This is a genomic window from Paracoccus pantotrophus (genome assembly GCF_008824185.1).
GTDB lineage: Bacteria > Pseudomonadota > Alphaproteobacteria > Rhodobacterales > Rhodobacteraceae > Paracoccus > Paracoccus pantotrophus.
On record NZ_CP044426.1, the window covers coordinates 1,112,854 to 1,138,707 of the forward strand.

General features: G+C 66.3%; 28 protein-coding genes. 11 read left to right on the plus strand and 17 right to left on the minus strand.

The window, feature by feature from the left end; genetic code table 11:
- Positions 1-12: 12 nt before the first annotated feature.
- The 3 genes from ESD82_RS15970 to ESD82_RS15980 form a co-directional block, all read right to left on the minus strand.
- Positions 13-663: a DUF924 family protein gene (locus tag ESD82_RS15970; RefSeq protein ID WP_167521776.1), complete on the minus strand. Its 651-nt coding sequence runs from the start codon at positions 661-663 to the stop codon at positions 13-15.
- 73 nt (positions 664-736) lie between these two features.
- Entirely contained in the window at positions 737-2,656 is a 1,920-nt protein-coding gene (locus tag ESD82_RS15975; RefSeq protein ID WP_104494091.1) for a heavy metal translocating P-type ATPase, read from the minus strand.
- A 64-nt stretch (positions 2,657-2,720) separates the two neighbouring features.
- Positions 2,721-2,939, minus strand: a complete 219-nt coding sequence (locus ESD82_RS15980) for a heavy-metal-associated domain-containing protein (RefSeq protein ID WP_028714023.1) — start codon at positions 2,937-2,939, stop codon at positions 2,721-2,723.
- A gap of 107 nt (positions 2,940-3,046) precedes the next feature.
- Between ESD82_RS15980 and ESD82_RS15985 the strand changes: the two genes are divergently transcribed.
- Positions 3,047-3,952: a LysR family transcriptional regulator gene (locus ESD82_RS15985; RefSeq protein WP_028714024.1), complete on the plus strand. Its 906-nt coding sequence runs from the start codon at positions 3,047-3,049 to the stop codon at positions 3,950-3,952.
- Between the two features lie 33 nt (positions 3,953-3,985).
- Here the strand turns inward: ESD82_RS15985 and ESD82_RS15990 are convergent, their stop codons facing one another.
- From ESD82_RS15990 to ESD82_RS16025, 8 genes are all read right to left on the minus strand, one after another.
- A complete protein-coding gene (locus tag ESD82_RS15990; protein ID WP_028714025.1) occupies positions 3,986-4,459 on the minus strand; it encodes a hypothetical protein in 474 nt (157 codons plus the stop codon).
- 142 nt (positions 4,460-4,601) lie between these two features.
- Positions 4,602-5,594 carry an FAD:protein FMN transferase gene (locus ESD82_RS15995; protein ID WP_028714026.1) on the minus strand — a complete coding sequence of 331 codons (993 nt, stop codon included), beginning with the start codon at positions 5,592-5,594 and terminating at the stop codon, positions 4,602-4,604.
- Positions 5,575-7,782, minus strand: coding sequence for a PepSY domain-containing protein (locus tag ESD82_RS16000; RefSeq protein WP_147427914.1), 2,208 nt, complete (start codon positions 7,780-7,782; stop codon positions 5,575-5,577). The genes ESD82_RS15995 and ESD82_RS16000 overlap by 20 nt, the downstream gene beginning before the upstream one ends.
- Before the next feature lie 9 nt (positions 7,783-7,791).
- On the minus strand, positions 7,792-8,262 hold the full coding sequence (locus tag ESD82_RS16005) for a DUF2271 domain-containing protein (RefSeq protein ID WP_147427913.1): 471 nt from the start codon (positions 8,260-8,262) through the stop codon (positions 7,792-7,794).
- Positions 8,263-8,288: 26 nt separating this feature from the next.
- Positions 8,289-8,669 (minus strand): PepSY domain-containing protein, encoded by a 381-nt coding sequence (locus tag ESD82_RS16010; protein ID WP_147427912.1) that lies wholly within the window; start codon positions 8,667-8,669, stop codon positions 8,289-8,291.
- 111 nt (positions 8,670-8,780) lie between these two features.
- The gene (locus tag ESD82_RS16015) at positions 8,781-9,083 is read right to left on the minus strand and encodes a PepSY domain-containing protein (RefSeq protein ID WP_147427911.1); all 303 of its coding nucleotides are present in this window, start codon (positions 9,081-9,083) and stop codon (positions 8,781-8,783) included.
- A 189-nt stretch (positions 9,084-9,272) separates the two neighbouring features.
- A complete protein-coding gene (locus tag ESD82_RS16020; RefSeq protein WP_104494095.1) occupies positions 9,273-9,905 on the minus strand; it encodes a cytochrome b/b6 domain-containing protein in 633 nt (210 codons plus the stop codon).
- Entirely contained in the window at positions 9,898-10,212 is a 315-nt protein-coding gene (locus ESD82_RS16025) for a PepSY domain-containing protein (protein ID WP_104494098.1), read from the minus strand. The genes ESD82_RS16020 and ESD82_RS16025 overlap by 8 nt, the downstream gene beginning before the upstream one ends.
- A 141-nt stretch (positions 10,213-10,353) precedes the next feature.
- Here ESD82_RS16025 and ESD82_RS16030 point away from each other — a divergent pair, with 141 nt between their 5' ends.
- The 3 genes from ESD82_RS16030 (at position 10,354) to ESD82_RS16040 (ending at position 12,768) form a co-directional block, all read left to right on the plus strand.
- Positions 10,354-11,013 (plus strand): response regulator transcription factor, encoded by a 660-nt coding sequence (locus ESD82_RS16030; protein WP_028710783.1) that lies wholly within the window; start codon positions 10,354-10,356, stop codon positions 11,011-11,013.
- Positions 11,010-12,380 carry an ATP-binding protein gene (locus ESD82_RS16035; protein ID WP_104494096.1) on the plus strand — a complete coding sequence of 457 codons (1,371 nt, stop codon included), beginning with the start codon at positions 11,010-11,012 and terminating at the stop codon, positions 12,378-12,380. The genes ESD82_RS16030 and ESD82_RS16035 overlap by 4 nt, the downstream gene beginning before the upstream one ends.
- 163 nt (positions 12,381-12,543) lie before the next feature.
- Positions 12,544-12,768: a LysR family transcriptional regulator gene (locus tag ESD82_RS16040; protein ID WP_084637888.1), complete on the plus strand. Its 225-nt coding sequence runs from the start codon at positions 12,544-12,546 to the stop codon at positions 12,766-12,768.
- Here ESD82_RS16040 and tnpC read toward each other — a convergent pair.
- The 5 genes from tnpC to ESD82_RS16065 form a co-directional block, all read right to left on the minus strand.
- Entirely contained in the window at positions 12,717-14,216 is a 1,500-nt protein-coding gene (tnpC, locus tag ESD82_RS16045) for an IS66 family transposase (protein ID WP_058099329.1), read from the minus strand. The two genes, ESD82_RS16040 and tnpC, sit on opposite strands and share 52 nt — an antisense overlap.
- A gap of 59 nt (positions 14,217-14,275) precedes the next feature.
- Complete coding sequence (gene tnpB / locus ESD82_RS16050; RefSeq protein ID WP_018000156.1) at positions 14,276-14,623, minus strand: IS66 family insertion sequence element accessory protein TnpB; 348 nt, start codon at positions 14,621-14,623, stop codon at positions 14,276-14,278.
- The gene (locus ESD82_RS16055; RefSeq protein ID WP_449302614.1) at positions 14,620-15,183 is read right to left on the minus strand and encodes a replication initiator protein A; all 564 of its coding nucleotides are present in this window, start codon (positions 15,181-15,183) and stop codon (positions 14,620-14,622) included. Before ESD82_RS16055 ends, tnpB begins: the two co-directional genes overlap by 4 nt.
- Before the next feature lie 18 nt (positions 15,184-15,201).
- Positions 15,202-15,483, minus strand: coding sequence for a helix-turn-helix transcriptional regulator (locus ESD82_RS16060; protein WP_012092626.1), 282 nt, complete (start codon positions 15,481-15,483; stop codon positions 15,202-15,204).
- Between the two features lie 608 nt (positions 15,484-16,091).
- Positions 16,092-16,553 carry a c-type cytochrome gene (locus ESD82_RS16065; protein WP_147427910.1) on the minus strand — a complete coding sequence of 154 codons (462 nt, stop codon included), beginning with the start codon at positions 16,551-16,553 and terminating at the stop codon, positions 16,092-16,094.
- 94 nt (positions 16,554-16,647) lie between these two features.
- On the opposite strand from ESD82_RS16065, the gene ESD82_RS16070 reads away from it, so the two are divergent.
- The 7 genes from ESD82_RS16070 (at position 16,648) to ESD82_RS16100 (ending at position 24,507) form a co-directional block, all read left to right on the plus strand.
- Positions 16,648-17,028, plus strand: coding sequence for a hypothetical protein (locus tag ESD82_RS16070; protein WP_244314528.1), 381 nt, complete (start codon positions 16,648-16,650; stop codon positions 17,026-17,028).
- Positions 17,029-17,101: 73 nt separating this feature from the next.
- Positions 17,102-18,610 (plus strand): multicopper oxidase family protein, encoded by a 1,509-nt coding sequence (locus ESD82_RS16075; RefSeq protein ID WP_147427908.1) that lies wholly within the window; start codon positions 17,102-17,104, stop codon positions 18,608-18,610.
- Positions 18,611-18,768: 158 nt separating this feature from the next.
- Positions 18,769-21,153 carry a heavy metal translocating P-type ATPase gene (locus ESD82_RS16080; protein WP_147427907.1) on the plus strand — a complete coding sequence of 795 codons (2,385 nt, stop codon included), beginning with the start codon at positions 18,769-18,771 and terminating at the stop codon, positions 21,151-21,153.
- Positions 21,154-21,261: 108 nt separating this feature from the next.
- Positions 21,262-21,747: a DUF411 domain-containing protein gene (locus ESD82_RS16085; protein WP_147427906.1), complete on the plus strand. Its 486-nt coding sequence runs from the start codon at positions 21,262-21,264 to the stop codon at positions 21,745-21,747.
- 115 nt (positions 21,748-21,862) lie between these two features.
- The gene (locus tag ESD82_RS16090) at positions 21,863-22,273 is read left to right on the plus strand and encodes a hypothetical protein (RefSeq protein ID WP_147427905.1); all 411 of its coding nucleotides are present in this window, start codon (positions 21,863-21,865) and stop codon (positions 22,271-22,273) included.
- 131 nt (positions 22,274-22,404) lie between these two features.
- A complete protein-coding gene (copM, locus tag ESD82_RS16095) occupies positions 22,405-23,958 on the plus strand; it encodes a CopM family metallochaperone (RefSeq protein ID WP_244314529.1) in 1,554 nt (517 codons plus the stop codon).
- Positions 23,959-24,087: 129 nt separating this feature from the next.
- Positions 24,088-24,507 (plus strand): c-type cytochrome, encoded by a 420-nt coding sequence (locus ESD82_RS16100; protein WP_147427903.1) that lies wholly within the window; start codon positions 24,088-24,090, stop codon positions 24,505-24,507.
- Between the two features lie 266 nt (positions 24,508-24,773).
- Here ESD82_RS16100 and ESD82_RS16105 read toward each other — a convergent pair whose 3' ends face one another.
- The gene (locus ESD82_RS16105; RefSeq protein ID WP_147427902.1) at positions 24,774-25,850 is read right to left on the minus strand and encodes a DUF2793 domain-containing protein; all 1,077 of its coding nucleotides are present in this window, start codon (positions 25,848-25,850) and stop codon (positions 24,774-24,776) included.
- Positions 25,851-25,854 lie beyond the last annotated feature (4 nt).

A 25,854-nucleotide genomic window follows, 5' to 3' on the forward strand; every position in this document is an offset into this window, starting at 1 on the left:
GTAGGGATGCGCTCACCCCCGAAAGACGCGCAGATGCGGAAACGCGCCCTTTTCCAGATAGGCTTCCTCCTCGGGCGTCGATCTGCGGCCAAGGATGGCGTTGCGGTGCGGGTGGCGGCCAAAGCTGGCGATGATGCGGCGCACCTGCCCCGCTTGATCGACGAGCGAGGCATAGAGCGGCCGCAACGGCGCCGGCGCGCGGGCGGCGATGTCGCGGCGCAGGGCGATCAGCCGGTCGATGCGGGCCAGATGGTCCGACCCCTCTGCATGGCCCAAAGGCTGGGTGAAGGCGATCTGGAACCACGGCAGGCCAAGTGCCGCCCAGTCTCCGTTTTCCAACCCTTCCAGCGCCTGCGCCAATGCCGCCGGGTCTTGCGCCCAGGCCCGCGGGCTGCCCCGCCACAGCGAGCGCGGGAACTGGTCCAGCACCACGATCAGCGCCAGCCGGCTCTCGGGCGTCCCTGCCCAATGATCGAGGTCCCCCGCCGCGCCGCGTTCGGTCAGCGGGCCAAAGCGCGCCGCAATCGCACCATCCGCGCCGCCATGCATCCGCCAGCGCCAGTGCTCGGCATGGCGGTCGGGGTCAATGTCCAGCGCGCGGCCCTCGGGGAACCAGAAATCCAGAACCTCGCCGATCTGTCTGGCATCATTGCTATCGGCCATGTCATCCCCCCATTGAAAACGCCCCCGCGCCATGGGCACGGGAGCGGATTTGCCGATGAAGCACAAGCGCGCTCTATGCCGTCGCGGGCACCGTTGCCGGCACAGGTCGGCGCCCGCCGGGCCCGCGCGGGACGCGCAGCAGGCGCATAGCGTTGGCGATCACCACCAGTACCGAAAGCTGATGGATCAGCATGCCCTCGGCCATATGCACATCGCCGTTGAACACGCCCGCCAGCAGCCCGGCCACAGTCAGCAGCGCGATGGCCAAGTTCTGGCGCATATTGCGCAGCGTCGCGCGGGAAATCGCCATGGCCTCGGGCAGTTTCTCCAGATCGTCGGCCATCAGCGCAATGTCGGCGGTCTCGATCGCCACGTCCGAGCCCACGGCCCCCATGGCAACGCTGGTGTCGGCGGCAGCCAGCGCCGGCGCGTCGTTGATGCCGTCGCCGATCATGGCGACATGGCGGCCCTCGGCCTGAAAGTGGCGGATCAGCTCCAGCTTGTCCTCGGGCAGCAGCCCGGCATGAACCTCGTCGATGCCGATTTCGGCGGCGATGGCGTGGGCGGCCTGCGGCTGGTCGCCGGTCAGCATGGCGATGCGCCCCACCCCGATATCGCGCAGCCGGGCGATGGCGCTTTGGGCCGAAAGCCGGGGCTGGTCGGACAGCCCGAAGATGCCCGCGATGCGCCCGTCCAGCGCCACGATGATCGGCGTGCAGCCGCGGCCCAGAACCCCGGCCAGCGCGGCCTCGGCCTCGGCGTAGAAACCGATGCCCAGCCGGTCGAACAGCCGCCGGTTGCCGGCCGCGACCTGCCGCCCCTCGTGGTGGACCACCAGACCCATGCCAGCCACTTCCTCGACCGTCTCGGGCGCGGGAATCTCGCCCTCGGCACGGCCGGCCTCGATAATCGGGCGGCCCAGCGGGTGGTCCGAGCCGGATTCGGCGATCGCCGTCCAGTGCAGCAATTCGGCACGATCGATGCCGCCAAGAGGCACGATCTCGACCAGGCTGGGGCGGCCCTCGGTCAGGGTGCCGGTCTTGTCCAGCGCCAGCATGTCGATGCGGCCGGCGCTTTCCAGATGCTGCCCGCCCTTGATGAGGATGCCCGAGCGCGCCGCCCGCCCGATGCCGGCGACGATGGAGACCGGCGTCGAGATCACCAGGGCGCCCGGACAGGCCACCACCAGAAGGGTCAGCGCGAGGCGAATATCCTGCGTCACCGCCCAGGCACCCAGCGCCAGCATCATGATGCCGGGCGTATACCATTGGGCGAAACGCTCGATCATGCGCTGGCTGGGGGCGCGTTCCTCCTGCGCCTCTTCGACGCGGCGGATGATCCGGGCCAGCGTGGTATCGGCGCCGATGCCGGTGGCGCGGATGCGCAGCACGCCATTTTCCGCGATGGTGCCGGCATGGACGTGGGAGCCGGGGGCTTTCTCGGCCGGGATCGGCTCGCCGGTGATGGCGGCCTCGGACACGGCGGCGTTACCGTCGATCACCTCGCCATCGACGGGGATGCGGTTTCCGGCGCGCACGAGCACGACCTCATTCGGCTGGACGGCACTGGCGGCAATCTCGACCGGCTGGCCGTCGCGGATCACGGTGGCGACCTCGGGCGCGGCCTTCAGCAGATCGGCCAGTGCGCCACGGGTCTGGCGCAGGGTGCGGGCCTCAAGCCAGGCGCCGAAGCTGAACAGGAAAGTAACGGCGGCCGATTCCCAATATTCGCCGATGAACAGCGCGCCAATAGCCGCAACGGTCACCAGCAACTCGATCGAGAAATGGCGAATGCGCAGCGCGTGGTACGCCCGCCAGGCGATGTCAGAGCCGGCGACAAAGGCCGCCACCAGCATAGATGCCGCCCAGAGCCCGCGCAGGTCGAACCCGTAAAGGGCGATCAGGCCCAGCACGATCAGGCTGCCGCTGATGATGGTCAGCCACTTCCTGCGGCTGGCCGGCTGGTGAAGAATTGTCAGGATAGGGGTCAACATGCGGGGCCTCATGATGTGAAGGCCCGGCAGCGCGGGCAGGCACGGCCGGGCTGGAAGGGATGGGTCAGAATGCGGCGGGGCGGGCCTCGTAGCCGGTGGATTTCACCACCGAGACAAGGGCCTCGACCGGGGCGGATGCGGGGTCATGCTCGACCTCGATGCGGCCGGTGTTGAAGTGCACCTTGGCGGCGGTCACGCCAGGAGTTGCCGCCAGCGCCTTTTCGATTTTGGTGACGCAGGAGGGGCAGGAAAATTCGTCGCTGCGCAGGATGGTCTTGGTCATGGCTGGTTCCTTTCATGTCGCCGCCCGGTGGGCGGTCATTGCTTGTGAACTCAAGATATGCTGTCCTTTCAGGATCAGGATTGGCAACTCAGGCAAAGATTCATTGCATGAATGCACAGGCGCAGGATTGGGACGATCTGCGGTTGTTTCTGGCCGTGGCACGGGCGGGGTCGCTCTCGGGGGCGGCGCGCAGCCTTGGCGTTACCCATTCCACCGTCTTCCGCCGCATCGGCGCGTTCGAGGCGCGGCTGGGGGTGCGCCTGTTCGACCGGCTGCCCGGCGGTTACGCGCTGACCCAGGCCGGCGAGGAGATGCGCGATTCCGTCATCCGCATCGAGGAAGAAATCACCGCGCTGGCGCTGAAGGTTACCGGACAGGACCAGCGGCCCACTGGGACGATCCGCATCACCACGACCGACCTGCTGGCGGTGGGGGTGCTGCCCCGCCATGTCGCCGCCTTCCGCGCCGAATGGTCCGAGATCGAGATCGAGGTAATCGTTGCGGATACGGTGCTGGACCTGACCCGGCGCGAGGCGGACGTGGCCCTGCGCATCGGCAATCCGGGACAGGAAACACTGATCGGGCGGCGGGTCGGGCGGTTGGCCTTTGCCGCCTATGGTGCGGCGGACCGGCCGCCGGGCGATCCTGCCAAGGGTGACTGGATCGGCTACGGGTCTGCGCATGGCCCGCTCAGCCGCAATCTGACCCGCTGGTGGCCGGATGCGCGACAGGTTTACCGGACAAACTCGATCATCGCCGCCCATGCCGGTGCGAAGGCGGGGATCGGACTTGCTGCCTTGCCTTGCGTGATTGCCGATTGCGACCCCAGCCTGATCCGCGCCGCCGCGCTGCCCGAGGATTTCATGCTGGACCTGTGGTTGCTGATTCACGAGGATCTGCGCCAAACCGCGCGCATCCGCCTGTTTCTGGACTTCATGGCGACGGCCCTGGCGGCCGATGCCGACCTGCTGGAGGGGCGCTGCCCGTGCAAGACAAGGCCGGCGCAGGCGTAACGCCCGCGCCGGCCCATGCCTGCGCCCGTGGCGTCAGTCGATCATCTGCCAGCCCGGATGCTCGAAATGCTCGCCATATGCGTTCAACGCCTGAACGATCGTCACCGCGCCAGTCTCGACCTCGCCGGCCTCCAATGCCGAGATGCCGGTCATCACCTCACCAAGGACGATATGGAACTGCTCGTCCACCTCGGGTTCCAGCACACAGTTCTCGACCATGAAATCGACCTGCTTCTGGACATCGGCAGCGACCCCATTCGCGGCATCGGCCGGCAGGGTGCCGTTGTGGATCGCGTCCAGGTTCGCGGCCATGGTTCCGTGAATCGCGGTCATGCCGGTGATCATGTTCTGATCGCCCTGCCATTTGGCGCCATCGTTCAGCGTGATCTCGATAGCCCCCGCGCCATGGCTGTCATGATCATGGGATTGCGCGGCTGCAATGCCAGCTGACCCCAGCGCAAGGGCGAGAGCAACAGCGACGGCGGTGAAAGATTTTACAGTCCTCATAGTGATCTCCTGTATCTGCCAAGTGGTTCTGGCCGCAGCGGGCATCGACAGACGCCGCCGGGCTTGGGATAGACATAGGCTGTCCGTTTTCGCACGAGAATTGACGAAAACTGCAAAGACCCATTGCACGAATGGACAGACCTCAGGCACGAACCAGACCCTCGCGGCCTGCCGCCGATACCATCGGGCTGTCGAACAGCGCCCCGACGGCATGGGTCCGGATGCCGCCTGCCTCGCGCATCAGAAACAGCGCATCGAGGTCGAGACGCGCGGCGAGTTCGCCGCCAGCTTGCGGACCCAGCACCATCAGCGCGCTAGCCCAGGCATCGGCCTCCGCACAGGTTCCGGCGACGACCGTAACCGAGGCCGGTGACGAGCGCAGCGGGCCGCCTGTCGCGGGGTCCATGGTGTGTGACAGGCGCTGGCCCCGAACGGTCACATGATGCCGGTAGTCGCCCGACGTGGCGACGGCAGCATCCATCAGCGTCAGGATGGAGCGGGGCGCGCGGCGTTCGGGATCCGGCGTCTCGACGGCGACCGTCCAGGGCATGCTATCGGGCCGTAGTCCGGATGCACGCATTTCGCCGTCGATGCCGACGAGGAAAGCCGTGATGCCGAAGCCTTGCAACGTCCCTGCCAGCTTGTCCACGCCGAACCCCTTGGCGATCCCGTTCAGGTCCAGCGTGATCGGCGTGTGTTTCCGGACTAGCCCGGCCGCGCGGTCGATCTCCAGCACCTCATGCGCGGGCCAGCGCGCAGCAGCCATCACCGCGCGGATGGCCCCGGCGCTGACCGCCTCGGGTCCAAACCCCCAGGCCCGCACCGCATCGCCCATGCCGATGTCAAAAGCACCGCCCGATAGAGCGCCGATCCTTACCCCAAGATCGAGCACTTCGGCCAACCCAGCGGGAACGGCCACCCAGACATTTTCGGACGTCCGGTTCAGGCGCATCAGGTCACTGTCGGGTTTCCATGTCGACATGGCGGCATCGACCTCCGCCACGGCCGCCTGCAAGGCCGCCTGCACCGGGGCGGGGTCCAGCCCGGCATCGGCATGGAAAAGCGCCGACCAGCGTGTCCCCATGGTCGGGCCATTCAGCGCGTGGCGGATCGGGTCAGTAGACGTCTTCGGCATAGCGTCCCTCCGTTTTCAGCGTGAGCGGGGTGAGGCCGACCGGCGCGAGAATGTCCGTCAGCGCCTCGGCCACGCCCGCCGCCATGTCGCGCCCGCCGCAGACCATGATGCGCGCCCCGTCCCGGATCAGCCGGATCAGTTCAACGCTCTCAGCGCGCAGCACGTCCTGCACATAGCGCGGCTTCGCTCCCCGCGAGATGGCGGTGGTCAACTGGGCAAGACGGCCATCGGCCTGCCAGGCGGCCAGATCCTCACGATAGAGGAAATCGCTGTCGGGGTGGCGCATCCCGAAAACGAGATGAACCGGCCGCTTCCCACTGTTGCCCCGGATGAACCCTGCAAGCGGGCCGATCCCCGTGCCGGCGCCGATCAGGATCAGCGGCGGCTTTCCTCCTTCGTTATGGAAAGCAGGATTGTGCTGGACGAAGGCGTGGATCGCCTGATCGGGCTCCAGTGCCAGAAGCTGCCCGGAGCAGAGGCCGCCGGGATGCTTGCGCACCACGATCTCGACGAAGCCGTCGCGCCATCCGGACGCCAGCGAGTAGAAGCGCGGCAGATCCGCACCCTCGGGCAGAACGCCGAGGAGATCACCGGCCTGAAACCGGCCAAACCCCCGACCTGTCAGCCGTTGCAAAAACGTCGCCTCGGGTAGGGCAAAGCGCAGGATCGTGGTCGGCGCCTGCACCTCCGCCCCGTAATCACGGCGCGAGATCAGGGTGAGCCGCCCCGTCACGGGCGGGGTTGGCACATGTTCGAGCGTAAGCTCGATCCCCAGCGCCGCCCCCAGCGCGCGGCCCCAGCGGGCGAAATCCTGCGGCGACTGGCGATCGACCGTGTCGAAGGGCATCAATTGCGCCCAGCCTTTGGCAGCAGCCCGACTCCCGACTTCATCGGCGAACGCGCAGAACGCGGGAAAGCTGCGATCGCCGAAACCAAGCACCGCAAGCGGGGCCTCAGGGACAGATTCCAGCGCCGCGAGGCGTTCAATGAACCCCTTCGCCGTGGCGGGAGCCTGTCCCTCGCCCCAGGTGGCGGCAAGAATGACGAACCGTTCGGCCTGCGGATAGCGCGCCGGCTCGAAACCGGACATTGGCGCGACATGAACATGCTGGCCCGCCGTGGTCAGCGCATGTTGGAGCGTCGCAGCGAAACCCCAGGTGCTGCCGCCCTCCGAGCCCACCAGCAAGATGGTCGCAGCGCGGTTTGCAGGATGATTGCCACGGAGACGCGGTCTTGACCGCCGCCCCGCGAACCAGAGCACAAGACCACTCACCCCCATTGCCGGCACGCCGAGCGCCAGCACACCCAGCACGAGGCCGAGAGATGCGGCCCCCTGCCCGGTATGCAGCATGTAGATGGTTTCAGATATCTGTTCCCACATCGTCAGCTCGGCCCAGGCCAGAAGCTCACCCGTCCCCTGATCGAGATAGCCGGTGCCGCGATCCGTCTTCAGAGTGAAGGCGTCCGTGGCGTCGCCAGGATAGGGAAAGCTCAGCTCGCGCAACTCCGTGACAGCAATCACGGAGAGCGGCTCCATCGCAGCAAGCGAGACCCCAGTGCTTCCGCTGACCTCAGTCGGAAAGGTCGGCGGTGCGGCTCCATCCGGCAGAAGATCGAAGGTCGAGGCGGCCATCCACAGTGCAGTCGCCGAGGACAAAACCAGCCCCGTGACCGCCACGCGGGCGATCCCGGTATGGATGCGGCTCGACGCCGGCCCGCGCAAAGGGGCGAACCAACGCCGCCAGCCGCCCATGCGCCGCGCGACTAGCATCGCGCCGGAGACCGACAGGATCAGCATCGCCACGGCGCCAATGGCCATGGCGATACGACCGGCATCGCCTAGGAATAGCGAACGGTGAAGGTTGGTCAACCAGCGTTTGACCGGATCGGGATCGGCGCTGGCGATACCCTTGCCGGTCGCCGGGTCGATTACCGCCGCGCCGGGCGTGCCGTCGTCGAACCAGAACGCGGTGATCCGGCCCGACGGCGCGCGCCGGATCTGCTCCACCCCCGGATAGGCAGCCAGGATACGTCCTGCGAGATCGGCGACGGTCAGCCCGGCCTCGGCCTGCGGCGTGGAAAGCCGCTCGGCCGCGGGAAAGACCGAGAGCGCCGCGCCGCTCAACGCAAGGGCCATGACGAGAATGAGGGCCAGCAGACCCGACCAGCGATGCAGCGTGCGGATCATGGCGTTGCCTCACATGTCGTAGCGGAGGCTGGCGACATACCTGCGGCCGGGCGCAGGCTTTCCCGCTCCTGCCGTCGTCAGCGGCACGGCGATGTCGTTCGGGCTGTCGCGCATTTCCTCCACGGCGGCGTCGACATGCAGCGTATAGCCCGCATCGAACAGCGCATCGGCAAGGTCGAGGGTGATTTCGAGTGACCGGCCCGCGCCGACACTGGCGCCGGTGATGCCGTCGACCTGCGCCAGGTCGCCGCCGGTGGCGCGATACCAGTCGCTGAGATGTTCGTAATACTTCGACTTGCCGCCGGCCATCCACAGGGTTCCGGCATACGCCCCCTGCGCATCGGTGACGTAGAGGACGAGATAGGCGCCATCGCCGCCGTAAGTGTTCAGGGTGGTGGTGAGGGTGACCGGCCGGGCCATGGCAAGGCCGGGCGCTACAATGGCCGAGGTCAGTGCAAGGGCTGCGAGGATGGATTTCATGATCCTGCTCTCCTTTGTCCAATGCTTCAGTTCACCCGCACCATCGGCGGGGTGCCGTTCTGGAACAGCGGATTGGCGGGCGGTGTCGCCGGAGCGGCGGCGGGTGCGCGGTCGCGATCCCGCGCGCGGTCGTCTTCGCCGTCGCGGTGGCGCAACTTGACGACCTGCAACGTCGCGGGATCCAGTTTGGCCTTGATGCGACGGCCCTGGGCATCGCGCCCCTTGACCTCCCAGCAGCCGTCGTCGGCCTCGATTTTCTCGACCCGCCAGCCGAGGCCCGTCGCCGCCTGCATCGCCGCCTCGCGCTGCTGCCAAGCACTGCGCGGCACATGGCAGTCGTCGTCGGCAATCGCCGCCACGGCGGGCAATACCGCGAAAGCGGCTACGGCGAGCAATAGAGTTTTCATGGTTCGAATGTCCTTTACGATCATCTCGGGGGGACTTTCCCGGCTATGGCCGAGGCGAACGCCCGTGTGGAAAGAGGTCAGCCTCCGTAGCGAGGCGGACCCTTGTGGCCATCAGTTGCGCTTTTCGGGCTTGGTGCCGTCGCTCCAGCGTTTGACCTTGCCGTCGATCACCTCGAGGGTTCCGGGATCGACGGTCATCTTCAGGGTGTTGCCACCCTGGTCGATGACGTTCAGCTCGTAGCAGCCATCATCAAGTTCCATTTTCGAGATGCTCCAGCCGAATTCGTCGGTCACTTGGATAAGGGCTTCCCAGGACTGCATGTTCTCGGTCGGCACGTTGCATTTCTCGTCGGCGAGCGCGGCCCCGGCGGGGATCGCGAGGGCGAATGCGGTGGCGGTCAGGATGGTTTTCATGGCTATGCTCCTCAGCCTTGGTTGCCTGATGAAACCAATCTGGAGGGCGCGGCTGACGTGATCCTGATCGCCGCGGAAAACCTGCGTCAGCTTTCCGTCAGCCTGCCCCGACGAACCGCAACGGTCGCGCAAAACAAACCGGCCCCGCCAGACAGACGGGGCCGCAACAACAGTGGGAATGCGTAATGTTCAGGTCACGTCATTTGCGCCAGGGGGGCGCTTTCGGCCCGTGACCATGGCACGGGGCAGGTTCTCCCGATGGCGCCATGAGGTGAGCGCCACACCTCCGACATGCAGGGCCACGAGGACCAACGCCAGGTTGGCCAGCGTTTCATGCACCTCCTTCAAGGTCTTGTCCCCCCTGACTTCCCGGCCGCCATGCTCGCCCACAACCCTCACGGCACGGGCTTCCTCGATCGACTGTTCGAGCAGCCAGCCGCTTAGCGCGGTGCCGGAAAGCGTAACCATAAGTGCCACGATCATCGCGGCGCCGGCCGGGTTGTGCCCGAGATGGCGCCGCTCCCGCCCGCGCAGCATGTCTCCGAGATAGACCAGCGTTGCGGCAGGGCCACGCATGAATTGCGCGAAGCGGGCATGGTGACTGCCGACAAAACCCCAGATCAGGCGGAGCACAAGCAATGCCGCCACCGCATAGCCGGCCGCCTCGTGAAGCGGCCGCACCTCGTCAGCCGCGAGCCATGCCACTGCAAAGGCGGCAACCAGGCCCCAATGAAAGCTGCGCACCACCGGATCCCAGACCCGCACCATGCGCGTGGTATCGGCAACGTCCGAAATACCGCCGTCCCTTTTCGCCTCAATCATGTTTGCGTCCCCTGCCCTCACGGAAGTGCCGTTCACCTCCGTCCTCGTATTCGACCTCGATTACCTGAAGCGTGCCGGGATCGACCGTCACCTCGATGCGGCGTCCTTCCCGGTCCGTGCCTTTTATCTCGTAGCAGCCGTCGTCGATCTTGATGCGCCGCACCACCCATCCGTTTTCTTCCGCGAGCCGCACCACCGCGCTTCTTGGCTGCCAGTCTGCCAGCGGCACGGCACAGTCGTCGCCGGCAAGTGCAGCCCCGCACGGAAGGGCCGCGAGAAAGGTCAGAATTGTCAGCGATCTCTTCATGGACCACACTCCGCATAACGGCCATCGGATGACATTCTGCGTCGCGAACCTGACGGGATGCTGAAGCCTGGGGCGTCCCGCCATCAGCTTTGCGTCAGCCCGGATCGCCATAATGGCCAGAGGCAAATGAGTAGGAAGATCATGCGAATCCTGCTGATCGAGGACGACACCGTTCTGGGCGCCGCCGTGCGGGACCAGATCGCCGCGGGTGGCCAGTCGGTGGACTGGGTCACGCGCCTGGATGCGGCCGGCGATGCGATGGCCGGCGCCGGCTATGATCTGGTATTGCTGGACCTCATGCTGCCCGACGGACGCGGCATCACCTTCCTTCGGTCGCTGCGCGCCGGCGGCGACGTGACGCCGGTGATCATCCTGACCGCGCTGGACCAGATCTCGGACCGGATCGAAGGCTTGAACGCCGGCGCCGACGACTATCTGGTCAAGCCCTTCGATCTGGCCGAGCTTTCCGCGCGCATCGGCTCGGTCGCGCGGCGCTATAGCGGCAATCCCAACCCGATCATCGTCCACGGCGCGCTTGCCGTCGACCTTGCCTCGCGCAGCATCCGCCGCGACGGCCGGCCGGTGCAACTGACGGCGCGCGAATGGGCGCTGTTCGAGGCGTTCCTCACGCGCCCCGGCCAGCTTCTGTCCAAGGCACAACTTGAGGAAAAGCTTTATGCCTTCGATACCGAGGTGGAAAGCAACACCATCGAGGTCCATGTCAGCCGGCTGCGCAAGAAGCTGGGCGCCGAGGTGATCGAGACCGAGCGCGGATTGGGCTACCGGCTGGGTTCGCCATGACGATGCCACGCAGCCTTCAGATGCGGTTGGGGGTGTCTCTGGGCATCCTTCTGACGCTGCTGTGGATCGCCGCGGCCGCCACCACGGCGGTCATGCTGCGGCACGAGATGGACAGGATCTTCGACTCGTCACTACAGGAGGCGGCGCAGCGCCTGTTGCCGCTGGCCGCTGTCGAGATCGTCGGACGTGAGGAGGAAGGTGTGACGCAACACCTTGCCGACCTGCGCGACCACGACGAATTCCTCACCTATATCGTGCGGGATGACATGGGGAGAATCCTTCTGCAATCGCATGAGGCCGACCCCTCCATCTTCCCGGAATGGGATGGGCCGGGCTTTCACACGACCGCAACCCATCGCCTGTATGGCGAGGACGCCCTGCAAGGCACGATCCGCCTCACGGTCGCCGAGCCGCTTGCCCATCGCGCGGCGGCGGCACGCGATGTCTGGGCGGGCCTGGGACTGCCACTGCTGGTGTTCATCCCGGCCGCGCTGCTGGCGATCGTATTGACCGTCCGCTCGGGCCTGGCCCCGCTGCGCCGCTACCGCGACCGGCTGGCCGCGCGTTCACCGCGCGACCTTGCCCCCGTCGCCTGCAACGATCTCCCCGTCGAGGTCACCCCGGTGGGGCTGGCGGTCAATGTGCTGCTGGCGCAGCTCAAGTCCACATTCGAGGCCGAACGCACCTTCGCCGCCAACGCAGCGCATGAATTGCGAACACCGCTGGCAGGCGCAATCGCGCAGGCCCAGCGGATACAGGTGGAAACGAAAGATACCGGCGCCGGCCACAGGGCCGCCGAGATCGAGGCCTCGCTGAAGCGGCTGGCCCGGATCGCCGAGCGGCTGCTGCAACTGGCTCGGGCGGAGGGCGGGCGGTTGCGGCTCGATCACCTATCCGATCTTCGCATCACCGCCCGTCTGGTCGTGGACGATATCGAGAGGACCGCACCGAACCGGATCGCACTCGCTCTGCCGGAGCACCCGGTAATGTCCGACCTCGACCCCGATGCGTTTGGCATCATCTGCCGCAACCTGGTCGAGAACGCCCTGCGGCACGGCGCATCTGACGAGCCGATCGAGGTAAGCCTCGGTGAGGATGGCACGTTCCGCGTCGCCAATGACGGCCTTGTTGTGCCGACAGAAGCACTTGGCCGGCTGGCCCGCCGTTTTGAGAGGGGGACAACCGGAACGGAAGGCAGCGGGCTTGGCCTTGCCATCGTCGCCAGCATTGCGGACCGGATTTCGTCAAAGCTCACCTTGCAGTCGCCGAGACCGGGAAGCTCGTCTGGCTTTGAAGCGGCGGTGGTTTTGCCGACAGCTTCAAAGCAACCAATACCGCCCAGCCAGGCGAGCGCAGTCTTTCGTTGAGCCGATAGCCGGCCAGCAGATCTGAAAACTATTGGGCTGGCTGTGTCCGCCGGAACAGGATGCATCTGTATATAAGGGGCGCAGAATGTTGATCTCGAAAGGACAAAGCCTAGCGCGCGCCCGTGGTGACAGTAGCCCTGCCGACAAAGGCGGACGGGGCAGCATGACCAGAAAATTGGTTACATCTTCGGATGCTATTGAATTTCGCCACCTACGTTACTTCATAGCCGCTGCCGAGCACGGCAGCTTCCGAAAGGCAGGAAATTCACTGGGTCTGTCGCAATCGGCAATCAGCCGCTGCATTGCCGACCTCGAAGTAAGCGTCCGGCCTGAGCGCTACCCGGGCCATTTCCAAGGCAGCAGGTCATCGACCTTTGTGATCTTGTAATCAGGGATACGGGCCAGGGTGTCGGCGAGCCAGGCATGGGGATCGCTGACGTTGAGCTTGGCTGTTTCGATCAGGGTGTAGGCGATGGCGGCGGCCTTTCCACCTGCCTCGGAACCGACGAATAGGTAGTTTTTCCGCCCGAGGGCGATGGCGCGCATGCCGCGTTCGGCGGCGTTGTTGTCGAGTTCGAGGATGCCGTTGTCGAGGTAGGGGCGCAGGCGTTCCATCCTGGTGAGGGCGTATCGGATGGCGGCCGCTAGCGGGGATTTCCCCGAGATCGTGGTGAGTTGCATGGCCAGCCAGACTTCCAGGTCATCGAAGACCGGGGCGGCATGTGCCTTACGGAGTTCGGCGCGGCGGTCCGGTGGCGAACCTCGGGCTTCCTTCTCGACGGCATAGAGCCGGGCGATGCGGCCGATGGCCTCCTCAGCGATCGGCGAACCTTGCGATCGGTGGATGTCCACGAACTTGCGCCTGACATGGGCCATGCAGGCGACCTCGCGGATGGCGCCGGAACGGTAGAGATCCTCGAACCCGGCATAGCCGTCGGCATGCATCCAGCCGCGGAAACGGGCCAGATGATCCTTGGGGTGCTGACCCTTGCGGTCGCCCGAGAAGCGATACCATGCGGCAGGCGGAGCATCGCCATCCCATGGGCGCTCATCGCGGGCATAGGTCCAGAGCCGGGCCGTCTGGGTCTTGCCGGTGCCGGGCGCCAGCATCCGCACCGGCGTATCGTCGGCGAAGATCGCCTCGGCCGACAGGACATGGCGCCCGATGGCCTCGGCCAGTGGCTCCAGAAGGGTGGTGGTCTTGCCGACCCAGTCGGCCAGGGTCGATCGGTCGAGATCGAGCCCTTCGCGGCCGAAGATCTGGCTCTGGCGATAGAGGGGGAGATGGTCGGCATACTTGCTGACCAGCACATGGGCCAGCAGACCCGGCCCGGGGCGACCGCGCTCGATCGGGCGCGACGGCAGCGGGGCCTGGACGAAGCGTTCGCAGCAAGCGCAGGTCAGCCGGGGGCGGACAATCCGGTTCACGATGAAGCGCCCAGGAACATACTCCAGCTCTTCCGTGACGTCCTCGCCGATCCGGCGCAGGCGACCGCCGCAATCGGCACAGGCATCGGCGCCGGGCATCAGTTCCACCTCCATCCGGGGGATATGATCCGGGATCGGACGGCGCTTGGGTTTGCCCTTCTCCTCGATGTCCGGCAGACGCATCCGCGCCGTCATCGCGGCGGCCGCGATCTCGCTGGCCTCAAGAGCCAACTGAAGCTGTTCTGCCGTCTCCGAGGACGCGCCGAACCGGTGTGCCCGGTGCCCGGCCAGTTGGTGCCGCAGCCTCTCGATCAGGATCGCCTGCGCCTTCACCTCGGCCAGAAGCCGCGCGGTGAAGCTGCGCAACTCCTCGGGATCTTCCGGCAGGGTCAGGGTCTGATCGAGCATGCAAGGAGTTTATCCCACGGGATTCCTTATGGGAATCATTCTCTTGTGGCCCCCCCTGATTATCCCGCTGCCAAGGGCCGCCACGTTCGCTCCGGGGCACGCCAGTCGATCCCTTCCAGGAGCATCGACAACTGCGCCGGTGTCAGCGCCACCTTCCCCTCCTTGGCCGAGGGCCAGACGAACCGGCCCCGCTCCAGCCGCTTCATGAACATGCAGGCCCCCTGGCCATCCCACCAGATGACCTTCACCAGATCACCGCGACGGCCGCGGAAGACGAAGAGATGCCCGCCGAAAGGATCCTGCTTCAGCACCGCCTCGGCCTGCGCCGCCAAGGAAGCAAAGCCCTTGCGCATGTCGGTGACCCCGGCAGCCAGCCAGACCCGCGTGTTGGCCGGAACCGGGATCACGCCGAAAGTCCCCGGATCAGCCGCGCCAGCGCCTCCAACCAGTCCGGCACGATCATTTCGATACCATCGGGCCGACCGCTACGGTCGGTGCGCTCCTGCCACTCGTTGATCCACGAGAAGCGATGCCGACGGCCTTCGACCGGCTGGCGGATCGAGGTGGAAATCGTGGTCGATTGCAGCCGGTCGAGCGCCGCCTTCAGGCGCTGATAATCGCGCAAGCCGGTGCCGCGCCCGACATAGGTGAGGATCTCATAGGGCGTGGCGGCCATCAGCCGAGAGGTGCGAAGGCCACTGTCGCGGGCTTCGACGATCTGACTGGCCGCCCAGATCAGGATATCGGCGTCCCAGATCGTGGCCATGCCGTGATCGGGAACAGCCTCGACCCGGATGGAGACATTGCCGGCTGCGAAGTCGATCGGCGCGATGCGCTTCGACTTGGCGAGGGAGAAGAAGGGATAGGCCATGAGATCCTGTGCGTCTCGTGGCGCGAAATCGCCGGGGAGCGCCCTGAACAGATCCAGTTGCCCACGCTCGGAAAGGGATCGACGTCGCACCGTCATGAAGGAAACCGCGAGAGATCAGCGGGCGTAACGACCGGCCTGCGGGCCGGACGGAAACGCATGACGCTTGGCGGGCAGCACGGAGCCGCGCGGATCGGAGGTCGAGGTCACCGCGCCGCGTTCGGTCCAGGCTTCGAGATCGTCGATGGCATAGACGACGCGGCCGCCGAGCTTGCGATAGGCTGGCCCGGTTCCATAGGTGCGGTGTTTTTCGAGCGTCCGGGCCGAGAGGCTCAGAAAGGTCGCGGCCTCCTTGGTCCGTAGAAAACGCGGCGGCAGGACGACGGGTTCATGTGGCATGATCGGGCCTCCGTGGTGTTGCAAACGGCCACTGCGGATCAGCGGCGGGCAATGACCACGGTGGCGAAGGAAGACCGGCGAGGTGCAGGGCGAAGTTGGGGGGTATCGAAATCGCCCACCATCAGGGGCGAAAGATACCCCCTCCGTATCCGCGACGAGAGCAGCACGGAACTATTCTGAGGGCGATAGCTCGATTTATTCTCCCCCTCACGAACGCCACCGGCATCGAAGTATTCGGGCCGGCGATCCCGAAAAGCCGAAAAGCACACAATTTCAGCTTGCTGTAAGAAATTCACCAACCGGCACAGTCATCAGGTCAGGAGAATATCGGCCCCGAGAGACCGATTTCGGGCATCTTGGAACTGGGGGCAGTGCTCAGCCGCTCCCGCATAACCCTCGAAAACAACGGGAAAATCCGGCCGCGGCCGGATCGGGAGACACCTTTCGCGAGGGCAAGTGGCGGAGCGGATGGGCCTGGCGTCCAACCTTCTCTATCTTCTAAATTATTGTTTTAAAATAATTTTACGACCCGCGCGGCAGCATGGACCCATCCGCAACGACTGCTGCGCGGCGCGGATTGACCGCGATAGGGAAGCGGCCGCGGCATTTCAGTCGCGGCGGGAAACCTCCTTCTGATATCCGCGCTCGCGCTCCGGCCAGGTGCTCTTGATATAGGCGAGGACAGCCTGGATCTCGGCGTCGCCGAGGACATCGGCAAACCCCGGCATGTCGCTCTCATAGCCGCCCCCGACAATGGCGGCCGTGCCTTCCTTGACAATGCGGAACAGGATGTCATCGGGATGGTGCCATGTGTGGCCGCCGGCATCGTGCGGTGGCGCCGGGAGACGCCCGGACGGAAGCGGCGTCTTCCAGTCCGGCTGCCCCTCGAGCTGCGCACCGTGGCAGGACGCACATTGGTCTGCATAGACCTGCCGGCCCTGTTCGATGACTTTCGCAGAAGACGCGGTGGTGGATGCAGTACGGACCTGATGCCATCCGACGAGGATCGCCAGGATCAGGCCGCCGAGGAGCAACCCGAGCCACAAGATAGTACGAAGTTCTTTGCGCATGAGTTGAATGATTGCTGGTGAAGAATTTCAATCGGCTACATGCCGAAATTGAACTTCTGCCAGAGGCGTGACGCCGGAGGCAATGGACATTCCTGTGACCAGCGCCTATCTTCCCGGCATGTTCGCCCGTCTCGTAGCCCTGCTTGCCGTGCTCGCGATCACCGCCATGACGACGGTGACGTCCGCGCATGCGGCGCGCTTGAGCGCAGAGCCGGATCACGCGGTGCATGTCACCGAAATGATGCAGGTTGCTGTCGGCAGCGAAAATCCCTGTGATGGCGACCAGCACTGCGGATCGGGTCACGTCGCAAGCTGTGAGATGCTTTGCGCCGGCCTTTCGGTCTCCCTGACATCCCCGAGCGAAAGCTCAGGCCGCGATTACGCGCCTGCCAGCCATGACCTCCCCACCGGCGTGATCCTTGCCGGTCGGGCGCCCGGGTTGAACGAACGACCTCCCAAGCTCCGTCTCCTCTGATCGCGCCCGGGCTGAGGCCTGTGGCGTCCCATCGGCTTTGATGAACGGGACTGGCTGTCCCGAGGAGACGACCATGAATACCATTTCACGACGCGGCTTTCTTGCCGCTGGCGCCGCCATGCTGGCTTATGCGCAGTTGCCCCGGATCGCGGCAGCGCAGAGCGTGGCCCCGCTGTCTTTGCAAGCCGCCAGCCGGGTGCTGGACATCGACGGCCGCGCGGCCGCCGTCTGGGGTCTTGCCGGGCCGGCCGGACAGGGCCTGACGCTCGACCCCGGCGAACGGTTCCGGGTGGATCTGCGCAACGATCTCGATACCGCCACCCTGATCCACTGGCACGGCCAGATCCCGCCCAACGCGCAGGACGGTGTGCCCGACATGCCGCTGCCCATGCTCGCCCCCGGCGAGACCCGCGCCTATGACTTCGCGCCGCTGCCCGGCACCTACTGGATGCACGCGCATGTGCCGCTGCACGAGATGCGCCTGCTGGCCGCGCCGCTGATCGTGCGCAGCGCCGAGGATATCAGCGCCGACCGGCAGGAGGTGGTGCTGTTCCTGCATGATTTCTCGTTCAAGGCGCCCGAGGAGGTGCTGGCCGAGATCCTCGGCGGTCACGGGACCGCGGGCGGTCACGCTGGCGGCCAAGGTGCAGGCATGGGTGGCATGGCCGGCATGAACCACGGCGCGCTGGGGAACATGCCGATGGGTGGCATGGATCACGGCGCCATGGGCGGCATGATGGGGACGGGCGCCATGGGTGGCATGGCGATGGACCTCAACGATTACGACTGGGACGCCTATCTGGCCAACGACCGCACGCTGTCGGATCCCGAGGTGGTGCAGGTCGAGCGCGGCGGGCGCATCCTCCTGCGGGTGATCAATGCCGCCGCGGCAACGGTGTTCTGGATTGAGACCGGCGAGCCGCAGGCCCGGCTTGTCGCGGTGGACGGACATGCGGTTCAGCCCGTTCCGGGGACGCGCTTCGGCCTGGCGATGGGCCAGCGGCTGGATCTGGAGATCGACCTGCCGCAGCAGGGCGGCGCCTGGCCGATCCTCGCGCTGCGGGAAGGCGCGCGCGAGCGCACCGGCCTGATCCTTGCCACGCAGGGCGCCGAAATCCGGCGCATCGACACCATGGCAGAAGCCGAAGCCCCCGCCTTCGACACCGACCTGGCGCAGGAGCAGCGCCTGATTGCCGCCGACGCCCTGCCGGATCGGCCGGTGGACCGCAGCCACATGGTGATGCTGGGCGGCTCGATGCAGCCCTATGTCTGGACCATCAACGGTGCCGTCTGGGGCCAGCATCGCCCGATTGCCGCGCGCGGCGGTGAGCGGGTGGTGCTGTCCTTCCACAACATGTCGATGATGGGCCACCCGATGCATCTGCACGGGCATGTGTTCCAGGTCGTCGGTCTGAACGGACGTGCCGTCCGGGGCGCGCTGCGCGACACGGTATACGTGCCGCCGATGTCGATGGTCGATGTGGCGCTCGACGCCGGTGAGGCGGCGCGCTGGATGCTGCATTGCCACCACATGCCGCATCTTGAGACCGGCATGATGACCGAATTTGCCATCAGCGCATGATCGTATGATGCTGGGGGCGCCCATGCCAGCGCCCCCAGCGGGAAAGCTGCAAAGGGCAATATTCCAAGCCTCCTGATCGCCTCTTGACCTTCCAGCGGTTGGAAAGTGCAGAACAGGTGAAACGCAAGCTCAGGATGAAACGCCGAGGAGGCGTAAAAATGAACAGCAAGATCGAACACGATCACCAGAACCACGCTCATTCGGCCAACGATCACGCACATGACCACGCCGCCGCGTCGGACACAGCCCACAAGGTCAAGGACCCGGTCTGCGGCATGATGGTCGATCCGCACATGACCGAGCACAAGGCCGAGCACGCCGGGCGGCCGTATTACTTCTGCTCGGCCGGGTGCCGGGGGAAATTCCTGGCCGATCCGGAGCGCTATCTCGGTCCGGCAGCGGCGGCCACGAAGGCCGAACCGGTTCCGGAGGGGACGATCTACACCTGCCCGATGCACCCCGAGGTCCGGCAGGTCGGCCCGGGGTCATGCCCGATCTGCGGCATGGCGCTGGAGCCGGTGCTGGTCAGCCTCGAGGCCGGGCCGAACGAGGAACTGATCGACATGACGCGTCGGTTCTGGATCGGGCTGATCCTGACGCTGCCGGTGTTCGTGCTGGAGATGGGCGGCCACCTTCTCGGTCTGGACCACCTCATCAGCCAGCGGACGTCGAACTGGATCCAGATGCTGCTGGCGACGCCTGTGGTGCTGTGGGCGGGCTGGCCCTTCTTCCAGCGCGGCTGGCAGTCGCTGGTCAACCGCAGCCTCAACATGTTCACCCTGATCGCGATGGGCACCGGGGCGGCCTGGGTCTACAGCATGGTGGCGACACTCGCGCCCGACATCTTTCCTGACCAGTTCCGGCAAGCCGACGGCTCGGTCGCGGTCTATTTCGAGGCGGCGGCGGTCATCACCGTCCTTGTCCTGCTCGGGCAGGTGCTGGAACTGCGCGCCCGCGAAAGCACCAGCGGTGCGATCCGGGCGCTCTTGGACCTTGCCCCCAAGACCGCGCGGATCATTCGTGACGACGGCAGCGAGGAGGAGGTGCAGCTCGATACCGTTCATGTCGGCGACCGGTTGCGGGTCCGGCCCGGCGAGAAGGTGCCCGTCGATGGCGAGGTGCTGGAAGGCCGCAGCGCTGTCGACGAGTCGATGGTGACAGGTGAGTCGATGCCGGTCACCAAGGAGGTCGGCGCCACCGCCATCGGCGGCACCATGAACCAGTCCGGCGCGCTGGTGATCGAGGCCCGCAAGGTCGGCCGCGACACCATGCTGTCGCAGATCGTCCAGCTTGTCGCCGAGGCGCAGCGCAGCCGCGCGCCGATCCAGCGGCTGGCCGATCAGGTCTCCGGCTGGTTCGTGCCGGCGGTGATCGTGGTCGCGGTGCTCGCCTTCGTCGCCTGGTCGATCTGGGGGCCGGAGCCGCGCTTCTCCTTCGGTCTCATTGCCGCCGTGTCGGTCCTGATCATCGCCTGTCCCTGTGCGCTGGGGCTGGCGACGCCGATGTCGATCATGGTCGGCGTCGGCCGTGGCGCACAGGCGGGCGTGCTGATCAAGAACGCCGAGGCGCTGGAGCATATGGAGAAGATCGACACCATCATCGTCGACAAGACCGGCACGCTGACGGAAGGGCGCCCCGCCGTCACCGCCATCGTGCCGGCGCCGGGGTTCACCGAGGAAGAGGCGCTGCGGCTTGCCGCCAGCGTCGAGCGGGCCAGCGAGCATCCGCTGGCAATCGCCATCGTGCGCGCCGCCGAGGAACGCGGCATCGCGATGGCACCGGTTGCGGATTTCGACTCGCCCACCGGCAAGGGTGCCTATGGCACGGTCGAGGGCAAGCGCATCCCCCTCGGCAACGCCAAATTCCTCGCCGAACAGGGCGTCGATGTGGCGCCGCTGGCCGAGGAGGCCGACCGGCTGCGCGAGGATGGGGCGACCGCGATCTTCATGGGCGTGGACGACCGCGTCGCCGCGATCTTCGCCATCGCCGATCCGGTCAAGCCCTCGACGCCCGAGGCGCTGGCGGCGCTGAAGGCGCAGGGCATCCGGGTGGTCATGCTCACCGGTGACAACTGGACCACGGCCAAAGCCGTCGCCCGCCAGCTTGGCATCGACGAGGTCGAGGCCGAGGTCCTGCCCGACCAGAAAAGCGCGGTGGTGCAGCGGCACAAGGCAGCGGGCGAGGTGGTGGCGATGGCGGGCGATGGCGTCAACGACGCCCCGGCGCTGGCCGCCGCCGATGTCGGCATCGCCATGGGCACCGGCACCGATGTGGCGATGGAAAGCGCGGGGGTCACGCTGCTGAAAGGCGATCTGACCGGCATCGTCCGCGCCCGAAAGCTGTCGGAAGCGGTCATGGGCAACATCCGCCAGAACCTGTTCTTCGCCTTCATCTACAACGCGCTTGGTGTGCCGGTCGCGGCGGGCGTGCTCTATCCGTTCTTCGGCATCCTGCTGTCGCCGATCATCGCCGCCGCCGCCATGGCGCTGTCCTCGGTCAGCGTGATCGCCAATGCAGCAAGGCTGCGGAGGGTGAAGCTGTGATGTTGGCGGAGCCATCAGCCGGCCCGCACGGGCGCCGGCTCACCCCTTTCCTGCGTCGCGCCCGGACCGTGACGGTGAGACAATGAATCCATGCAACGAGGTTTGACGATGAGAGACAATCGCAGCATCAGCCGACGCGCCATTCTTGCCGCTGCCGGCGCACCTCCCTTGCTGATGGCCACCGCAAGCTGGGGGCAGGCAGAGCCTCTGCCGCTGGTGAACGTCAGCAAGGATCCCTCCTGCGGCTGCTGCGACGGCTGGGCTGCGCATATCGAAGCCGCAGGGTTCCCGGTGCGGGTGGTGGAATCCGCTGATATGGCCAGCCTCAAGCAGCGGCTCGGCGTGCCGGCCGATCTGGCATCGTGCCATACCGCCGAGGTCGACGGCTATGTGGTCGAGGGCCATGTGCCCGCCGAAGCGATCCGCCGCCTTCTTTCCGAGCGGCCCGAGGCAACAGGGCTGGCCGTTCCCGGCATGCCCGCCGGCTCGCCCGGCATGGATTTCCCCGGCGTCGACCCCGAGCCCTATGAAGCGTTCCTGTTCGGCCCGACCACCCGGCGCTTCGGGCGCTTCCTCGGCCCGCGGGAAATCTGACACGGGGTATACCGACATGACCGCCCGGCTTGCGAATGATCCGAAACAGCACCTGACCGAGGCGGCTTGCCTCCGTCAGCGGGGCTGTCTCGCGGCGTCGAGTAGGAGACGGCGCATGACCGGGCAGGCGCATTCTGCTTTCCGGGCGGGATACAGCCGATGGCGCCGGTTCGCGATCTGCATCCTGCTGCTTGCCATCGGCGCCCTGGTTCTGCAGGTCCCGGTACATGCCGGCCCCGCCCGACACGCCATCCACCAGCAACAGGCCGCCGCCACGGCAAGCCACTGCGCCGAGCACCACATGCCGGACGGCCATGGCGCAGGTTCATCCGCGGGCTGCGTCAGTGATGACATCGGCTTCAGTCTGGCCGACTGCTGCCCGACCTGTCTGACCGCCGCGGTTCTCGTCGCGCCGCCGACGGTCGGCCCGCCCGTGCGCGGTGAGGTTTTCACGGTTGTGCGCCCTGATCCGCACGACCGATCACCCGAAGGCATCCTGAGGCCGCCACGTCTCATCGCTGCGTGATGCGCAGGGATCGGCGCGAGAACGAGAGATGTCTCCGGCCGCTCCGGCGCAACCCGAAAGACCAGCGACCACAACGGAGACCTGCGTCCGCGAATCCGGGCCGGCGCTCCGGAAACCAAAGGATGAAATCAATGAACAGAACCGCAATCGCACTTTCCGTCGGCATCCTGGCAGGCCTGCCGGGCACTGCCCTCGCGCAGGCCGGGCACGACATCCACCATCCGGGGACCCCGCCCGCGCAAGCGGAGCAGGCTCCATCGCCGACGCCTCCCTCGGGCCAGATGCCCGGCATGCAAGGGATGATGCCCGAGCAGTGCCAGGCCATGGTGCAGGCCATGACCCCGGAATGCATGGGCGCGATGCAGCAGATGATGCAGGGAATGATGAACGGAGGGATGATGGGCACGCCGCAGGCCGCGACGACCCCGGCGAAGGAAAGCCTGCCCGACTTCACACAGGCCAACATCGACGCCATGAACGCAATGCACGGGCCGATGATGGACGGGGTCATGGCCGACGACCCGGATGTCGCCTTCGTCCGGGGCATGATCCCGCATCATCATGGCGCGATCGACATGGCCAGGATCGTCCAGCAATACGGGGACGACCCGCAAACCAGGAAGTGGGCCGGCCAGATCATCGCGGCGCAGGAACTTGAGATCGCCGAAATGCAGGCCTGGCTGGTGGCGAACGCCGGCGAGACGCCGGCGGCGCTGGGTCAGACCGGCGGAACCGTCTGGTCCGCCAATGAAGGCGGATATTCCATCAGCGCCATCGATCTCGGCACCGGAGCAGTCGATACGGTCTCGATCCCCGTCGCACCGCACAACGTCGATCTGACGCCGGACGGCAAGCTGCTGCTGGCGGTCGGCGATCCCGCCGCCGAGGGAGATCACGGGTCCGGCGGGCACGGTCACGGCGCGGAAGGCGCGGCCGAGGGTCAGTTGGTCATCCTCGATCCGCGGAACCTCTCGGTGCCCACGGCGATTGTTGCAGTAGGCTTGCATCCGGCGCACGTGGTCGCTGACCGGCAGGGGCGCGCTTTTGTCTCGCTGGCCGGCGGCGACGAGATCGCCGTGATTGACCTTGCAAAGGCCGAGGTCATCGGGCGCATCGCGACCGGGGATTATCCGCACGGCCTGCGGCTCAGCCCGGACGAGGCCGAGCTTTACGTCGCCAATGTCGAAGACGGGTCCGTGTCCGTCATCGACACGCAGGCGCTTTCCGAGGTCGCGCGCATTCCGGTGGGCGCGGCACCTGTCCAGGTCGGGTTCACGCCCTCGGGCGCTCAGGTCTACGTCTCGCTGCGGGATGAAAACCGCGTGGCGGTCATCGACACATCGTCCCGTGAGGTGACGAACAGGATCGACGTTGGACCGAACCCGATCCAGATGTTCGTGACCCCGGACGGAGCCCATGTCTACGTGGCAAACCAGGGCACCGACGCGGAGCCGAACGACACCGTGTCCGTCATCGACACCGCGACCGGAGAGGTGGTGAAGACCCTCACCACCGGCGGCGGCGCCCATGGCGTCTCAGCATCGGCGGATGGGGCATTCGTGTTCGTAACCAACATTGCCGACGATACCGTGTCGATCATCGACGTGGGGAGCCAGGAAGTGGTCAAGACAGTGCCGGTCGGCGATCGGCCGAATGGCATCGTCTACGGCGGCCCGACCCGCTGAGCGATCGGCGCCGGAGCCCGCTCCGGCGCCAAGGCAATCGAGACTACCTCACCAAACCAGACCCTTCCGGCACTGCTCGCGCGGCTCTCCATCCGCGCGAGCAAACCCGAGGAAAGGAGGAAAGACATCATGCGAACTGTTCTTGTCGTGGTGATTGCCGCGATCGCCACAGGCGGTGCCTGGTGGCTCTGGGGCCAGCCCGATGCCGCAAACCCGGCAGAAGAGGGCCAGGCTCTTGTTGCTGTAACTCTGCCGGCCACGCTGTCACCCGAAGCCGAAGTCGGTCAGCAGGTATTCGCCGCCAACTGCGCATCCTGCCACGGCACCAACGCTGAAGGACGTGCGGGGACCGCGCCCCCGCTCATTCACAAGATCTATGAGCCGGGCCACCACAGCGACATGGCTTTCGTCATGGCAGCACGCAGTGGAGTGCGCGCCCATCACTGGCCCTTTGGAAACATGGCCCCGGTGCCGGGACTCACGGATCCAGAGCTGTCCAACATCATCCGTTTCGTGCGCGAGGTTCAGGTTGCAAACGGCATTCGCTAAACCGCTGATCTTTGGTGACCTGGCCGTGATCGAGTCCGTGTCCCGGCTGGGGCCGTGGCGCATACTTCGCCACCGATCGTCGAGAAGGCCAAGGACCGCCTCGTATGGCAAATCGACGTGATCACCCAGCAGGCCGTCAGCACGGTACCGGACGGAGATCGGTCGAGCGGCATTCTCTACGGTGGTCCGGCCCGCGGCGATCGGCGCCCGGCATGCGCACATAGCCCTCGAATCGGGGTGGTGTCATCGAGTCCTCCCTCCGCCGCTCAACCCACCTTCGTTCCCCAGAAGGACGTGTGATCGGCGGCGAAATACCCGTCGGCGGCACGAAAGGTGCCCTGCAGTTCGACCGTGTCGCCTTGGGCGAGCGGCACCATGGTCTGCAGCCAGAGCGCCGTCGCTTCGGAGTTATGCGCGCCGGAAACCTCGCCCCGCGAGCCCCGGATTTCGGTCGAGCCGTTCAGCACCAGCCGCCCGCGCATCCGCGCATTGGTGCTGGAATTGATTTTGTAGAGCAGCGTCGCGCCGAAGAGGTAGGTGCCAGCGACGGGCGCGACGAAGCGGTTGTTGGCTGCGTCAAACGCCCCCTGATCGTTATAGTCGGTGTTGTTGATGCCGATTTTCGTCCAGCTGTCGATGGCGACGTAGTTGTCGTAGTTGGTGTAGCCCTTGAAGCGCGGCAGCCGGGGCTGGTCGACGATGCCGGTGGCGTTGTCGACAATCAGCCCGTCGAAGAAGCTGCTGCCGTCGGCGGAGACCGCCAACCGGAACCGGTCAGAGCCGAACAGGCCGACCAGCGCCTTGGTCACGAAGCCGGTCTGGAGGGTGAGGCCGAGATCGTCGGCCGCAGTCTCCTTGTTCATGGTGTAGAACAGATCGCCGGTCCCGCCCTCGGCGATGGTCTTCGCGGTCCAGAGCGCCGCATTGAGCTTGGCGGAGAACGGGTTGGCCGGGTCGGCGGTGGTGCCAACGCCAAGCAGCGCCATGTTCTGCAGCGTCGCAGGCGTAGTGCTGTTCCAGCCCGAGCCGTCGTAGACCAGCAGCAGACTCTCGTCCTCGACCCATGCCCGCCATCCGGCCCGCGGCGGCAGGCGAAGCCAGGCACCATCGGTCCAGAGCGCGACGTTCAGGTCCCACCCCGCCCACAGGCCGGTGGCACCCGAGGCGACGATGTAGCGGTCGCCATCGGCGGGGCTGGCGGGCGGTGCAGTCAGGTCGCGGTCATGGACGGAGAGATGGACGAGCCCGTCGAGGAGGCGCAGCGCCTCGTTGTGGGTGATGTGCTTCTGTGCCTGCGCCGCGAGGATGTAGGGCAGCAGGAGATGGGTCGTGGTGTCGGACATGGGA

Bases quoted from the DNA above. Each gene is read 5' to 3' on its own strand.
- ESD82_RS15970 (WP_167521776.1), bottom strand. From the start codon at position 663: ATGGCCGATAGCAATGATGCCAGACAGATCGGCGAGGTTCTGGATTTC.
- ESD82_RS15975 (WP_104494091.1), bottom strand. From the start codon at position 2,656: ATGTTGACCCCTATCCTGACAATTCTTCACCAGCCGGCCAGCCGCAGG.
- ESD82_RS15980 (WP_028714023.1), bottom strand. From the start codon at position 2,939: ATGACCAAGACCATCCTGCGCAGCGACGAATTTTCCTGCCCCTCCTGC.
- ESD82_RS15985 (WP_028714024.1), top strand. From the start codon at position 3,047: ATGAATGCACAGGCGCAGGATTGGGACGATCTGCGGTTGTTTCTGGCC.
- ESD82_RS15990 (WP_028714025.1), bottom strand. From the start codon at position 4,459: ATGAGGACTGTAAAATCTTTCACCGCCGTCGCTGTTGCTCTCGCCCTT.
- ESD82_RS15995 (WP_028714026.1), bottom strand. From the start codon at position 5,594: ATGCCGAAGACGTCTACTGACCCGATCCGCCACGCGCTGAATGGCCCG.
- ESD82_RS16000 (WP_147427914.1), bottom strand. From the start codon at position 7,782: ATGATCCGCACGCTGCATCGCTGGTCGGGTCTGCTGGCCCTCATTCTC.
- ESD82_RS16005 (WP_147427913.1), bottom strand. From the start codon at position 8,262: ATGAAATCCATCCTCGCAGCCCTTGCACTGACCTCGGCCATTGTAGCG.
- ESD82_RS16010 (WP_147427912.1), bottom strand. From the start codon at position 8,669: ATGAAAACTCTATTGCTCGCCGTAGCCGCTTTCGCGGTATTGCCCGCC.
- ESD82_RS16015 (WP_147427911.1), bottom strand. From the start codon at position 9,083: ATGAAAACCATCCTGACCGCCACCGCATTCGCCCTCGCGATCCCCGCC.
- ESD82_RS16020 (WP_104494095.1), bottom strand. From the start codon at position 9,905: ATGATTGAGGCGAAAAGGGACGGCGGTATTTCGGACGTTGCCGATACC.
- ESD82_RS16025 (WP_104494098.1), bottom strand. From the start codon at position 10,212: ATGAAGAGATCGCTGACAATTCTGACCTTTCTCGCGGCCCTTCCGTGC.
- ESD82_RS16030 (WP_028710783.1), top strand. From the start codon at position 10,354: ATGCGAATCCTGCTGATCGAGGACGACACCGTTCTGGGCGCCGCCGTG.
- ESD82_RS16035 (WP_104494096.1), top strand. From the start codon at position 11,010: ATGACGATGCCACGCAGCCTTCAGATGCGGTTGGGGGTGTCTCTGGGC.
- ESD82_RS16040 (WP_084637888.1), top strand. From the start codon at position 12,544: ATGACCAGAAAATTGGTTACATCTTCGGATGCTATTGAATTTCGCCAC.
- tnpC (WP_058099329.1), bottom strand. From the start codon at position 14,216: ATGCTCGATCAGACCCTGACCCTGCCGGAAGATCCCGAGGAGTTGCGC.
- ESD82_RS16055 (WP_449302614.1), bottom strand. From the start codon at position 15,183: ATGACGGTGCGACGTCGATCCCTTTCCGAGCGTGGGCAACTGGATCTG.
- ESD82_RS16060 (WP_012092626.1), bottom strand. From the start codon at position 15,483: ATGCCACATGAACCCGTCGTCCTGCCGCCGCGTTTTCTACGGACCAAG.
- ESD82_RS16065 (WP_147427910.1), bottom strand. From the start codon at position 16,553: ATGCGCAAAGAACTTCGTACTATCTTGTGGCTCGGGTTGCTCCTCGGC.
- ESD82_RS16075 (WP_147427908.1), top strand. From the start codon at position 17,102: ATGAATACCATTTCACGACGCGGCTTTCTTGCCGCTGGCGCCGCCATG.
- ESD82_RS16080 (WP_147427907.1), top strand. From the start codon at position 18,769: ATGAACAGCAAGATCGAACACGATCACCAGAACCACGCTCATTCGGCC.
- ESD82_RS16085 (WP_147427906.1), top strand. From the start codon at position 21,262: ATGAGAGACAATCGCAGCATCAGCCGACGCGCCATTCTTGCCGCTGCC.
- ESD82_RS16090 (WP_147427905.1), top strand. From the start codon at position 21,863: ATGACCGGGCAGGCGCATTCTGCTTTCCGGGCGGGATACAGCCGATGG.
- copM (WP_244314529.1), top strand. From the start codon at position 22,405: ATGAACAGAACCGCAATCGCACTTTCCGTCGGCATCCTGGCAGGCCTG.
- ESD82_RS16100 (WP_147427903.1), top strand. From the start codon at position 24,088: ATGCGAACTGTTCTTGTCGTGGTGATTGCCGCGATCGCCACAGGCGGT.
- ESD82_RS16105 (WP_147427902.1), bottom strand. From the start codon at position 25,850: ATGTCCGACACCACGACCCATCTCCTGCTGCCCTACATCCTCGCGGCG.